14 protein-coding genes are annotated in these 11,850 nt (G+C 55.0%); 6 read left to right on the top strand and 8 right to left on the bottom strand.

Annotated features, from left to right (window positions below; genetic code table 11):
- Window positions 1–1,129: 1,129 nt before the first annotated feature.
- Window positions 1,130–1,606, bottom strand: coding sequence for a glutathione peroxidase (locus tag ACOSYY_RS02280; protein WP_421660650.1), 477 nt, complete (start codon window positions 1,604–1,606; stop codon window positions 1,130–1,132).
- Window positions 1,607–1,758: 152 nt separating this feature from the next.
- Here ACOSYY_RS02280 and ACOSYY_RS02275 point away from each other — a divergent pair, with 152 nt between their 5' ends.
- The 6 genes from ACOSYY_RS02275 to ACOSYY_RS02250 all read left to right on the top strand — a co-directional run bounded on the left by ACOSYY_RS02275 (window position 1,759) and on the right by ACOSYY_RS02250 (window position 5,348).
- Window positions 1,759–2,637 carry an exodeoxyribonuclease III gene (locus tag ACOSYY_RS02275; RefSeq protein ID WP_421660649.1) on the top strand — a complete coding sequence of 293 codons (879 nt, stop codon included), beginning with the start codon at window positions 1,759–1,761 and terminating at the stop codon, window positions 2,635–2,637.
- 264 nt (window positions 2,638–2,901) lie between these two features.
- Window positions 2,902–3,129 (top strand): DUF1059 domain-containing protein, encoded by a 228-nt coding sequence (locus ACOSYY_RS02270; RefSeq protein ID WP_421660651.1) that lies wholly within the window; start codon window positions 2,902–2,904, stop codon window positions 3,127–3,129.
- Between the two features lie 550 nt (window positions 3,130–3,679).
- Window positions 3,680–3,925, top strand: coding sequence for a ribbon-helix-helix protein, CopG family (locus ACOSYY_RS02265; RefSeq protein ID WP_421660648.1), 246 nt, complete (start codon window positions 3,680–3,682; stop codon window positions 3,923–3,925).
- A 1-nt stretch (window position 3,926) separates the two neighbouring features.
- On the top strand, window positions 3,927–4,328 hold the full coding sequence (locus tag ACOSYY_RS02260; RefSeq protein ID WP_421660647.1) for a putative toxin-antitoxin system toxin component, PIN family: 402 nt from the start codon (window positions 3,927–3,929) through the stop codon (window positions 4,326–4,328).
- 332 nt (window positions 4,329–4,660) lie between these two features.
- Window positions 4,661–5,050 (top strand): type II toxin-antitoxin system RelE/ParE family toxin, encoded by a 390-nt coding sequence (locus ACOSYY_RS02255; protein ID WP_421660646.1) that lies wholly within the window; start codon window positions 4,661–4,663, stop codon window positions 5,048–5,050.
- Complete coding sequence (locus ACOSYY_RS02250) at window positions 5,037–5,348, top strand: XRE family transcriptional regulator (protein WP_421660645.1); 312 nt, start codon at window positions 5,037–5,039, stop codon at window positions 5,346–5,348. The genes ACOSYY_RS02255 and ACOSYY_RS02250 overlap by 14 nt, the downstream gene beginning before the upstream one ends.
- 214 nt (window positions 5,349–5,562) lie before the next feature.
- Here the strand turns inward: ACOSYY_RS02250 and ACOSYY_RS02245 are convergent, their stop codons facing one another.
- The 7 genes from ACOSYY_RS02245 to ACOSYY_RS02215 form a co-directional block, all read right to left on the bottom strand.
- Complete coding sequence (locus tag ACOSYY_RS02245) at window positions 5,563–6,552, bottom strand: ATP-dependent DNA ligase (RefSeq protein WP_421660644.1); 990 nt, start codon at window positions 6,550–6,552, stop codon at window positions 5,563–5,565.
- Window positions 6,553–6,558: 6 nt separating this feature from the next.
- Complete coding sequence (gene ligD / locus ACOSYY_RS02240) at window positions 6,559–7,455, bottom strand: non-homologous end-joining DNA ligase (protein WP_421660643.1); 897 nt, start codon at window positions 7,453–7,455, stop codon at window positions 6,559–6,561.
- A 202-nt stretch (window positions 7,456–7,657) separates the two neighbouring features.
- The gene (locus ACOSYY_RS02235; protein WP_421660642.1) at window positions 7,658–8,647 is read right to left on the bottom strand and encodes a (2Fe-2S) ferredoxin domain-containing protein; all 990 of its coding nucleotides are present in this window, start codon (window positions 8,645–8,647) and stop codon (window positions 7,658–7,660) included.
- Between the two features lie 70 nt (window positions 8,648–8,717).
- Entirely contained in the window at window positions 8,718–9,059 is a 342-nt protein-coding gene (locus tag ACOSYY_RS02230) for a nitrile hydratase accessory protein (RefSeq protein ID WP_421660641.1), read from the bottom strand.
- 9 nt (window positions 9,060–9,068) lie between these two features.
- The gene (nthA, locus tag ACOSYY_RS02225) at window positions 9,069–9,692 is read right to left on the bottom strand and encodes a nitrile hydratase subunit alpha (protein ID WP_421660640.1); all 624 of its coding nucleotides are present in this window, start codon (window positions 9,690–9,692) and stop codon (window positions 9,069–9,071) included.
- Between the two features lie 14 nt (window positions 9,693–9,706).
- Complete coding sequence (nthB, locus tag ACOSYY_RS02220) at window positions 9,707–10,459, bottom strand: nitrile hydratase subunit beta (protein ID WP_526023266.1); 753 nt, start codon at window positions 10,457–10,459, stop codon at window positions 9,707–9,709.
- Between the two features lie 12 nt (window positions 10,460–10,471).
- Window positions 10,472–11,473: a CobW family GTP-binding protein gene (locus tag ACOSYY_RS02215; protein ID WP_526023265.1), complete on the bottom strand. Its 1,002-nt coding sequence runs from the start codon at window positions 11,471–11,473 to the stop codon at window positions 10,472–10,474.
- Window positions 11,474–11,850 lie beyond the last annotated feature (377 nt).

The raw sequence follows: 11,850 nt of genomic DNA, 5'->3' as shown, positions 1-11,850 counted from the left end.
ATCTTGAACGATATCCCAGCGGATATACCTGCCACTATGTGAGACCTACCTGGAAATTGCCCCGACGGGCCTGAGTCGCAACGCTCGTGCTGCAGCGGTCATGAATGCCTCCATGGGGCATTCAGATCACGACGATGCCGGCCGTTAACTGGGATGAATGGAGATTTCTCCTACAAGAACAGACTGTTCCACCTCCAGATTCCCGTCGGCATACTCGAATACTCAAGTCTTCGCATAGCACAATGGCACATACTGACTCGCCAAACTGCTCTGGAAGTTTAAGCGCTGTTGGCTTATGATGCTTCTGTCTTCGTGCCTGGAGGTCCATATGAACTACGCGGCCGCGCGCCGAAATTGCGTGAGAGTGTCATGGGGCTCCGGAGTCAGTATCACCAAGCCATTCTCTACGGATGGAAACAGGGCGTCACAATCAGAAGCGGATCAGCCATGTGACCGACAAAGAGTCGCGCATGAGAAGAACCGAATTTTGGATGCCTTTTTTGCACGAGGGGGGAATGCATCATTAACTTCACCTACAAGGAGGGTTGGATGGATCATATCAAAATCATGATCTATGGTTTTATCGGCATCGGTGTCCTGGTCGCACTCATTGCGTTGCTCACACAGATGCTCGGCATCGCCAGAACCTAATGGCACCGAGCTGACCGGTTCTCGATCAGGAGGATGAGGTTCATACACGGTTCGCATGAGCCACCGGCTGTTCAGCGCCATATCGTAATTGACGCCGGCGGATGCACCTCTTCGCTTTCTCCATGAAGGAAGTCAGTACTGGCGGATGCCCAAAACGAAGAGCCCGACGATCTTCTGATCGTTGGGCTCTTATGAAACCCGGCTGACGTCCCATCGAGGTTCGTCCCGAAGCAAGTCAGGGGGCAATGTGTGGGGGTCTCATTTTATGGGTTCATCTCTTACCCTGGCGCATCACCCCCACGCTGCCTGTTCCTCTGGACGCACAATACAAGGCATAACGCTCGCAGGTTGCTGTTGACAGCGTGCTCGAACGCTGCTCACTATCGCTACCGCAATGTGAGCAGCGAACCCCTGCAAGCATAGCCAGTCTGTCCCCTTAATTTCATGACAGCTGCTGACCCAGCGTTTCTCCGGACGCCTACAGCCTCGCTGCCAGATCCGCCTCGATCGCCTCCGGCTTGTCGCTCGGTGCATAGCGCTCGAGTACCGTGCCGTCGGAACCGACGAGGAACTTGGTGAAGTTCCACTTAATCGCCTCCGTCCCGAAAATCCCTGGCTTCTCCGCCTTGAGATATTGATAAAGCGGGTGTGCATTCCCACCGTTCACGTCGATCTTTGCGAACATCGGGAACGTGACGCCGTAGTTCCTGGAGCAGAAATGCTCGATCTCTGCTTCGCCCTTTGGCTCCTGATGCCCGAACTGATTACAGGGAAACCCGAGCACCACGAACCCTTGATCTTTGAATTTGTCGTAGAGGGCTTGCAGTCCTGCATACTGCGGCGTGAAGCCACACTCGCTCGCGACGTTGACGATGAGCAGCGTCTTGCCTCGATACACATCCATCTTCTGCCGCTTGCCGTCGATTGTGACGAGGTCGATATCGTAGAGGCTCATCCGAAAGTCCTCCTTTAGAATGACACGGTAATTGATTAAGGATGTCCCGGCCACGGCCTTGGAAGGCCTCTTGCCGTCCAAATCGCTTAGAAAAAGTAGACTGTCGCTGTTTTTCTCACCCAGGCTCGGTCGAGATAGGATAATCTTAACGCATGCGCATCGCCACCTGGAATGTCAACTCGCTGAAAGCTCGCCTGGAAAAGGTCATGTGGTGGCTGGATCGAGCGAAGCCCGACGTGCTGATGATACAGGAAACGAAGTTGTCGGATGCCGACGCACCTGTCGCACCATTCACGCAGGCCGGATACGAGCTGGTGCACCATGGTGAGGGTCGATGGAACGGCGTCGCGATCGCAAGCAGGCTTGGCATCGGCGGCGTGATCGCCAATTTTGGAGAGCCGCTGCGGCCGGCGGAGACCTCTGAAACCGGTGATGATGAACCGCTGGCTGAGGCGAGGATGCTCGCTGCCGAATGCGGTGGTGTGCGGATCATCTGCGTGTACGCGCCGAACGGCCGGGAGGTGGATTCGCCGTTTTATGAAGCGAAGCTCCTGTGGTTCGACAAGCTGGCCCGCTGGATCGACGAGGCCGTCACTCCGGACACAGCAGCCGTTATCGGCGGTGATTTCAATGTGGCACCCGACGATATCGATGTGTGGGATCCCCGCGCCTGTCATGGCGGCACGCATGTCTCGGATCGCGAGCGACAGGCGTTCGCGCGGCTGTCGAACGCGGGATTCGTCGATGCGGACCGATTGCATCACTCGGAACCTGGTCGATACACGTGGTGGGACTACCGCGCCGGCAGTTTTTATAAGAATTTCGGCATGCGCATCGATCATCTGCTCGTGACGGCTTCGTTAAAGGACCGGGTTGTCTGGGCAGACATCGATCGCGAAGCGCGAAAGGGAAAGCCTGTACCGTCGGATCACGCACCGCTGGTCATCGACATCGACAGTCCCGGCCATCCATTCGATGCCGGCTGGACTTCAGCCGAATCACGGATTGCGGCGCGCCAGCGCAAACAGTGACGAGTCTGATCTTTCTGCTTCGCCTCACCTAAGCTAACAGCCATGGCATACGCAGTTAGGACCGACGGAACGCCTTCGTGCGAATGGCCGCGGCTCTAAAAAATTAGCCTGTAAGCAACTACTCGCGTCATTTTATTCGGCATGTCCCTTTTAGCGCTTTTTCCGTCCGGTATGTCGCCTGTCACGATTGGGGATTACCCTAGTTGTGCTCCATGATAGATCGGCTATACGTTGCCGATCTGATATCGATTACAAGACCGTCACATTACAGACTTCGGTCCTATAACGAGCTCAACAAGGAGGAGCGACCATGGGGAAATCGTTGAGTGCGCCAAGGTTGATCCATCGTCCGGATGCCAACATGTCATACGGGGCAACACCGAAGAGGAAGTGATGAAGAATGCCGCGGAACACGCAAAACAGCACGGGATTCGGGAGGTCACTCCTGAGCTCAAGGACAAAGTAAAAGCAGCCATCCGAGACGAAAAGTAATATCCCTCGGAAGAATTGGACGGCGCGGTGATCGAACCGAGACCGCGCCCTGAAAAAGACTACCCCCTTAGTTTGCGCCGCCAAACACGTCTGTGTCGAAGATCGCTTTCATCAGCGATTCTCAAACACAATTCGCTCCACGCCCGCCTCCGTCAACACACAGGCCTTGCGAGCCCAACGGCCCATCTTCCGCTGAAGGGCGAAGAATGCTTGTCCTGCGCGTTCCGTCTTGCGATCTGCCTCCTCACTAACACACCGTGTTGTCTATGCAGACATCGATCGCGAAGCGCGAAAGCGAAAGTCTGTACCGTCGGATCACGCACCGTTGGTCATCGACATCGACAGCCCCGGCCATCCATTCGACGCCGGCTGGGCTTCGGCGGAATCGCGCATTGCGGCGCGCACACGGAAACAGTAATGATCGAGTAATCTTTACATTGCCTCGATATTTGATTGCAGACCTGACACTTGCCTTCCTGCGCCCCTTTACTCTCAGCGTTTGACCTCACCCATGTCTCAGCTGTATGATTTTTTCATACAGGAGGTGCTCATGAAACGATCGCGAGTTCCGATGACGGTCTCCCTCCCATCCGATCTTGCCAAAAATTTTGAACGGCTGGCTAAGGCGGAAGCCAAGAACAAGAGCCAGCTCTTCAGGGAAATGCTCACGGTCTATGAGCGGCGACGGCGAGAAGAGCAGTTTCATGAGTTACAGCGCTACGGCGCAAAGAAGGCCAGAAAGAAAGGACTGCTGACAGAAGCCGCCGTGGAAAAACTGGTGTTCCAGGGCCGCTGACGTGCGCGTCGTCTTTGACACCAACATCTATATCTCAGCGTTCGCCATTCCAGGAGGCAATGCCGAAGAAGCCTTTCTCGAAGCAATCCGTGGAAGATTCGAACTCTTTACTTCGGTCGCCATCCTGACCGAAACCGCCAGAGTGCTCCAAATGAAGTTCGATTGGGTGGAAGACAGAGCACGGCAAGCCATACAGGAGATCAGCCAAACGGCAACAGTGCTGCGACCCCGTCCTACTCTTCATCTTCTTAAAGACGAGCCGGATAATCGCATTCTCGAATGCGCGATGGCAGCCCAAGCAGACCGGATTGTGTCAGGTGATCGACACCTCCTGACGCTCAAACGCCACGGAGACAGCGCCATTGTCTCACTCGCCGACTTTCTTGTCGAACTCACGAAATAGGCACCCATTTTCCACTTTAGCTTTCAACACTGGACCAACATACTGTTCTCGCATCGTCAGACTTGAAATGGCCCCGAAAAAACAGACATGTGAATTAGGCACCACGTTGTCTGGCAGAAATCGATCGCGAGGCGCGGAAGGGAAAACCTGTACCCTCGGATCACGCACCGCTGGTCATCGACATCGATAGCCCCGATCATCCCTTCGATGCCGGCTGGACTTCGGCGGAATCGCGCATTGCGGCGCGCACACGAAACCAGCGATAAGTTGTGCCCTTTTTCTGTTCCGTGAGCTAACCCGACCGCTTTCGGCACGAGCGGCGGTCTACGCACATGAGTCTTCGTTTCTTATGCGATGCATATGTCCTATATTTAGGACATACTAGCCGACGTGAAGCCGGTTCTCTTTACCCTAAAGCATTGATCTTCATCCGAGGGCAAGAGCCGGACATTCGGAAGCAAACTGGGGAAGCGTTACGCGATCTGCAGAAAGGCATCAGCTTGGGACCTCCCTTCAGTAGACCCATGCCAACTGTAGCAGCAGGAGCTCATGAGTTAAGGATCAGGGGCAAGACCACGGCAATACGGGTCTTCTATTTTGTTAAATCGCCTGAGGCAATCGTGGTGTTCCATGCATTTCAGAAACAAACACAGAAAACACCGACCCAAGAATTGACTCTTGGTCGGCAACGATTAACCGAGGTGTTGCATGGCAACGTCTAAGTCTCCCAAATTGGTCAAGGTTCGCACCGCCGACGAGCTGGGTCGAGCACTCGGTCTATCTGCCAGCGACACGGCTGAAATGGAATTTCGCTCGAACCTTACCGTTTCACTCGTCAAGATCATCCAATCCGGACGGTTCACCCATGCCGACATCGCCAAACTCGCAGGCACATCGAGAACTCGCGTCACGGCCATTGCAAACGGCAACACTCTTGGTGTATCGACCGATGTGCTCATCCGAGTCCTCGCCGCTACAGGCCACCGCGCCGAACTCCGGGTCAAGAAATCGGCTGCCTAGCCAAACGGGGAGAAAGGGACATTGGTGGTGCCCTTGGGGAAGCGGGAAGCGTTTACGTAATTGCCACCTCGGGAAAATTTTTGAACTGCGCGAGAACATTTCAACGGCAGACGCTGCAAAGTCGTTATCTTTTCTGCATGGGTAAGGATTGCAATCTGGGGGCTTGATCTAAGGAAGGAAAATATTATGTATACAGCAGTGTGTCAAACCCGAATTATTGCTGCAGCTGCTCCATGGTGCATTGGCGAGGAGACTTGTCGGGCCGAAATCGTATTAACTTGGTGCCGTGGCGGAAGCGGTCGTCCGTCACATGATCGAAACTGACTTCCACGACGAGTTTGGGAGACAGCGGCTTCCATTGAGCCGACCGCTCGGTGGACCACCGGCTTGGCGCGCCGGGCGCATTTCCGGTGAAGCCCGGCTCCTGAATCAGATTTTCAAGTTTCTTCGTCAGCGAAGGCTTATCGCCTTTGGCAATGCCGGACGTAAATCCGACATGATTGAGCCGCCCCGCGTCGTCATACAGGCCGAGCAATAGGGAGCCCACTTCATCTGAATCCTTGCCGTAACGAAACCCGCCCACCACGCAATCCGCGGTCCGCATGGGTTTATACTTCTGCATCACCCGTTCACCCGGCACATAGGCATCCGTACTCTTTTTAGCGACAATGCCGTCGATGTACCATACGGAAGACGAAAGCCAATCCATAGCTTCACTCAGCTGATCCGTCTGGGGTGACAGCCGCATGGCCTTCTCTGTCGAGCAATACGTCTTGTAAAATTGCTCCAAAAATCGGCGGCGCTGAGACAACGGCGCCGACATCAGCGTCTGATCGTCTTCTGTCTTGAGAATATCGAAGATCACAAACGTCGCAGGTTGCTTCTGGGCCAGCAGATGAACACGGCTGGCCGCCGGATGCAAGCGCAGCTGCAAATCAGAAAATGAATACCCCTTCTCACCTTCGACCAGTAATTCTCCATCGAGAAGAAATATCTTGGCTGCAAGCTTCTCAAGCAGGGCTACGATATCGGGAAAATATCGCTCCATCGGCCTGCCCGATTTGGACCGCAACGTCACGATTGGATCTCGCTTATGCGCCAAGCAGCGAAAACCATCCCATTTCGGTTCATACCGCCAGTCTTTGCCTTTCGGCAATTCCCGGACGAGCATCGCTTCCATCGGGAATAGCGTTCTTGCGGCCATGTTGTATCAGCCTTGCCCTCTCACCTTTGGCAGCCGCTGTTCCGGCGGGGCCTTCTGTGGTGTGCGGCGTTTGATGCGTTCCAGAACCGTGTCCATGCGGAATTGGCCGGCACTCTTCAGAGCGGTCAATTCGCGCCATTGCAAGGGCACGGCGACCGGCGCTCGCGGGCGGGCGCGCAATGAATAGCCGGCAATAGCCGTGGCGGTATAATCATTCCGGAAGAAATCGATCAGGATTTTTCCGACCCGCTTGGATTTGGTGATGGTCGCGACGTATGTGTCCGGCGCCTCTCGTACCATCGTGTTAGCAAAAGCCCTTGCCCAGTCTTTGACATCATCCCAGCTGCTGGTCGGCGCCAACGACACCACGACATGCAGCCCCTTGCCTCCCGTACATCTCAATGCGCTGTCGAGACCTGCCTGTTTGAGCCGATCGCGGACATCACGCGCCGCTTGCTTGACCTCCGAAAACGGCACGGTGGGACCCGGGTCCAGGTCGAAGATCATCCGATCCGGAGTATGGATGTGGTCGATCGTGGCGCCCCAGGGGTGTATTTCGATGACTCCCATCTGAATCATCTCCATGAGCCCCTTCTCGTCTTTCACATAGATATATTTGTAGCTTCTGCCTTTGTAACGCCAGTCAAACGGGTGGACATCCGTGCCTAGTCCAAAGCCGAGATTGCGTTGATAAAAACAGTCGGCAGTGATGCCGCTCGGACATCTCAACAAACTGATAGGACGGCATTGTATTTCTTCCAAGAGAACGGGCGCGACGGCTGCATAGTATCGTGCCACGTCTCCTTTGGTGATCGCTTCATGTTTAAAAACAAGACGATCGGGATGCGTGATCCTCACGCCGTGCAAAGTCAGCACAGATTCGTCGACACTGCTTTTCTTCATGAACCGCCTGTCTGACGTGGTCTTTACTCTTCACGCCGGCGCATGCCGAAATATTTCCAGGCGTTTTTAGTGTATGTGGTCAAATGGACGCTGTAGCCTAGCGAAAGTCCCAGCCGTCGCAAAGCCACCATGAGCGCCGTCATGAAGCGGAATAAGTATCCGTGCAGGGTTTCCCGTGGCGAACAGGCGGATGCAGTCTCAATCAGAAGGTACCCGAGCCTTCCTTCCTCTGAATGAGCATTCTGTAATAGGGTTCGAAGACCCCAAGTCCCCGATCAAGTTCCAGCGTCTCTTCATAACCGTCCTCGGTGGGAGTCAGCACTTTGCGAGCGGCCCTGGCAGGCACGTGGTGCGGCACACGATCCGCAAACATCAGCCGCCTCTCCTCGATGACGATGTGAAACTCATGGATCACCCCTCCATCCGTGTAAGCTCGACTCACCAGTGCTCCAGTCTCCTCGTCCGGTCCGAGGACAATAAGGACCTGATGCCGATCCCACAAACCATTCTTCGCGCGATACGTCGCAGCCATCCGAAGGCTTAGGAAACGCCCTCCGGCCTCCCAACTTCCTACGACCTCTTTTTGGATCGATCGTTGCTCAAGAGGCAACTCAACCGCTCCTTCGAAATGTCCCACAAGGAAACGGACGGATTCGAGTGCCGCGCTGGGCTTTTCCGGTTGATGAATTGGATCGAACCGGAACGGTTGCGCCGTCCCGGCATCGACGAGCACGGTCTTCGCTTGAGAGGCTCGTCGAGCAAAACCCAAGACAGCTTCCCAGTCTCGATGCTGGACGAACTGAGCAAAGAATTCACATCCGTGGCCGATACGCAGTAAGGCTACGGGCGCTTGTTTGCAGGGCCCTTGGCAAGCCGTGGGTGAAATGCGGCAGCCGATGCGTTCCGCCTCACGTAGCAACACATTGGAAGTGGCATCAAAACGTCTTCGTTGCCGGCAGGGCTCCCCGTCACAGAGAAATAAATGGGCATCTCCTTGGACAAAGTGCCGTGCCGCATGCTCAAGTGATGCATCGAATTCCTTCGCGGTATGCGCGATCCCTTTGGACTCGACATAACGGCGAAGATCCGCGACCGCCTCATCCGCATAGAAGCCAAGACCGCTCACGACCAGCGCAAGGGTGAGACTATCAAGCGACGACGTGTCAGATTGACCGGCGGACTGCTCTGACATCACGCTCTCCTTATCTAGCGTGTGCTTCGCACAGGATCCTTTCGAGCCGACGAGACAGATACTACAGCGGTCATGTGCTTGCGTCGTCCGGCCTCATCTGTTGCTCCAGTTCGCCCGGTTGGAGGATGCCGCACTGGTTGAGCATGTCAATCAGGGCCTGTGTATAGTGTTCGTAGTACTCCCACGTGGCTCGCCCGGTGCAGGCCTTCTCTTCCCAAGCAGCAATGGCGTGAATCAGCTTATGCCTGAAGTCCTCCCACTCGAAATGTCCCTCTTTAGATAATGCCAACGCCAGGCCAAATACCGTGCGTTGCCAATCTTCGCTAAAGAACAGCTTTCCCTCGCTACGCGGCGGTGAATCGGGTTGCCCGAGCATCTGCGTCGCGGCATATTCTTCGAATCGAGTAAACATTGGAATGCCTTAGGCAGGGGGCGGAGAAGGAACCAGCGCCACCCCCATCATGGCTTCCGGTGTGACCAGTGCGGCGAGTTGTTCCTCGTTCAGATGTTCAGAGTGAGCCGGCCGTTCAGGAATGACGAACCAGCGGATCTGGGCACTGCTGTCCCATACCTTTACTTCCTTGCCTTCAGGAATCGTCACGCCGAACTCACGGAGTACCGCGCGTGGTTCACGCACACCGCGAGAACGGAACACCGGATCTTTGTACCAGTAAGGTGGTAGCCCCAGCACTGGCCACGGATAACATGAGCACAGGGTGCAGATGATCAGGTTGTGCACCGTCGCACTGTTGGCGACCGCCTTCATATGCTCGCCTTCGGCGCCGGTCATGCCCGGAAATTGAAGCTCAGCGATGGCCTTCGGAGTATCCTTCAACAATCGCGCTTTGTATTCCGCGTCAACCCATGCCCGCGCCACGATACGGGCACCATTAAATGGGCCGGCAACGGTTTCGAAGTGACGAAGCACTGCATCGACAGAATCGCTGCCTAGCACGCCCTTTTTGATCAACAGCGCTTCCAGCGCGCGGACTTTGGCGGCACTGGCAGCTTCACGATCCTTATCGTATTCAAAGAGTGAAGACATGCGAGATCCCTCGCCTACATTGAATGCGCAGGTTTTAGGTAGGCTTCAAAAAGATCGGCATAAATGACCGTGTTGGGTTCACTCTTATCTGGTCCCCAAATGTCAGAGGCCAGAAACGACACGCAATACACATGCTGCGGCCCGTCCAGACCATCCGGCCCAGTCGACACAAAATATTCGAACGCGCCTGGATACACTTCGGCGACCGTTCCCTTCTTGTTCCGTAAAAAACCAGGCAGCCTCGTGTGATCAGCGGCTTCTGGATCCGCGACATAGACTGTATCCCCAAGAGCAAAGCGACCCAGGTTCACGGGCTCGCGTAGACCGGAATCGCCATGATGGAGGTACCGGACCACCTGTTCCTTCAGCGCGGGATTGGGCTGCTCGGGGAGTGAGGAATCAGGATGTGCCCGGTAATGTTCCGTCAATGTCGCCAGTTCCTTAACGGTCACATAGCCACGATCGATAAAAAACTGACTGATACCCATCAGCCATTTTTCATAGTAGCGATACTTAAAATATTCGAACGGCTGCATGTTTTCAGCGCCGATGCGCAGCGAAGCCCAAGTCCACGTGTCCTTGAACGTCGTTGGGACTTCCGAGAGTGGGTATTTCGGGAGGGACTTATCCAAATGAACGCTCTCGGCCATCATCACGGTGTGGATGCCGAAGATGCGCTTTTCCCACTCCGCCATGAATACTTTTTTCTCAAAGAAATTAACCGGCCCGAGATTTTCCAAACCACCCAGATAATGTTGAAGTCTCATCATGCGCTCCGACTACACGACAGGATGGGCGACAGGACGGCGAGATACGTCGCGTACGCAATCGAGAAAGCCGCTCTGCAACACGGCGCCATCGAGATGGCGGCCGATGAACACGAAGCGGCTCTGGCGCCCCTCCTCAGACTGCCAAGGTCGGCCCGGTTTCGCGTCCAGCAACATGTGTACGCTGTGAAAATAGAACTGCCGCGCCTCGCCATGAAAATTCAGCACTCCTTTCATGCGCATGAGCTGTTGCCCCTGCTGTTGAACGAGTCGATTGACCCATCGATTGAAGCGGTCCGGGTCAAGTGGATCGTCGGTTTTAACAGCGCAGGAGGTAATCGAATTGTCATGTTCATGGTCATGTGCGTCTTGCAGAATACCCGGTTCGATGGCGAGCAGATTCGGCAATGAGAACCGGCGCACACCGAGCAGGCCGTTAGCGGCCACTTCGGAGTGAACAGTTCGGACAAAAGTCGCTATCGGGTTGAGTGTACGCAGATCCCGTTCCAATGGCGCAATATCATCAGGGTCCAGCAGATCGACTTTGTTCAGCACAATCAGATCGGCGAAGGCAATCTGTTCCCGCGCAACTCCATCGTCGATCTGGCGTTGGAAATTGGCGGCATCGACCAGCGTCACGACGGATTCCAGTTCGACGCGGGTCAACAGATCGGTGTCTGCCAGAAAGGTCTGTAGCACCGGTGCCGGATCGGCCAGTCCTGAAGTTTCAACGATCAAACGATCCAGTTGGCGGTCACTGCGTTCTAAGAGGAGCTTCACGCCTGCCACGAGGTCGGTGCGCACGGTACAGCAGATGCAACCGTTGCGTATCTCTATCAAGGCTTCTTCGTCGGCGACGATGAGGTCGCCATCAATTCCCACCTCTCCAAATTCATTGACGATCACGCCAATTTCTCCGCCGGCCTTGTGCGTGAGCAAGTGATTGACGAGAGTCGTCTTGCCAGCACCAAGATACCCGGAGATGATAGTCACAGGTATTTTTTTTGTAACCATATGACATGAGCTGGGCGAAGCATCACGCCCTTCAGGAAGAACGGACAACATATTTTGTGGCAGCCGATGTGTAATGTCAACCCGTTGAAAGATGGAGTGTAGCTAGCACATCATCTCCGCTTTATGTAGCACATGATCTGTCCGGTTTAGGGTGTGCCCTCAAGGAGGGCCACGACTAGGTTTCGCTGGCCGGATGACAAAAAGAGAAGAGCCCGACGACCTTTCGATCATCGGGCTCTTTGTGTAATGGGAGTACCGTGCCGCGACTATTTCACGGTGTATCCTTTTCCTTCCATGCACGCTCCAAATGCACGTTGGTAAGTTGCCACATTCGCCTCGTGCTGTTGGTCAGCTTGCTGCTCGGCCGCTTCCTGCTG

It is taken from the genome of Nitrospira sp. BLG_2, from assembly GCF_049222245.1.
Note: the sequence above shows the minus strand (reverse complement) of the source record. Positions and strands in the feature narration are given on the sequence as shown.

What these genes read in the sequence shown, in the direction of transcription:
- ACOSYY_RS02280 (WP_421660650.1), bottom strand. Translation starts at nt 1,606, where the DNA reads ATGAGCCTCTACGATATCGACCTCGTCACAATCGACGGCAAGCGGCAG.
- ACOSYY_RS02275 (WP_421660649.1), top strand. Translation starts at nt 1,759, where the DNA reads ATGCGCATCGCCACCTGGAATGTCAACTCGCTGAAAGCTCGCCTGGAA.
- ACOSYY_RS02265 (WP_421660648.1), top strand. Translation starts at nt 3,680, where the DNA reads ATGAAACGATCGCGAGTTCCGATGACGGTCTCCCTCCCATCCGATCTT.
- ACOSYY_RS02255 (WP_421660646.1), top strand. Translation starts at nt 4,661, where the DNA reads ATGAGTCTTCGTTTCTTATGCGATGCATATGTCCTATATTTAGGACAT.
- ACOSYY_RS02250 (WP_421660645.1), top strand. Translation starts at nt 5,037, where the DNA reads ATGGCAACGTCTAAGTCTCCCAAATTGGTCAAGGTTCGCACCGCCGAC.
- ACOSYY_RS02245 (WP_421660644.1), bottom strand. Translation starts at nt 6,552, where the DNA reads ATGGCCGCAAGAACGCTATTCCCGATGGAAGCGATGCTCGTCCGGGAA.
- ligD (WP_421660643.1), bottom strand. Translation starts at nt 7,455, where the DNA reads ATGAAGAAAAGCAGTGTCGACGAATCTGTGCTGACTTTGCACGGCGTG.
- ACOSYY_RS02235 (WP_421660642.1), bottom strand. Translation starts at nt 8,647, where the DNA reads ATGTCAGAGCAGTCCGCCGGTCAATCTGACACGTCGTCGCTTGATAGT.
- ACOSYY_RS02230 (WP_421660641.1), bottom strand. Translation starts at nt 9,059, where the DNA reads ATGTTTACTCGATTCGAAGAATATGCCGCGACGCAGATGCTCGGGCAA.
- nthA (WP_421660640.1), bottom strand. Translation starts at nt 9,692, where the DNA reads ATGTCTTCACTCTTTGAATACGATAAGGATCGTGAAGCTGCCAGTGCC.
- nthB (WP_526023266.1), bottom strand. Translation starts at nt 10,459, where the DNA reads ATGAGACTTCAACATTATCTGGGTGGTTTGGAAAATCTCGGGCCGGTT.
- ACOSYY_RS02215 (WP_526023265.1), bottom strand. Translation starts at nt 11,473, where the DNA reads ATGGTTACAAAAAAAATACCTGTGACTATCATCTCCGGGTATCTTGGT.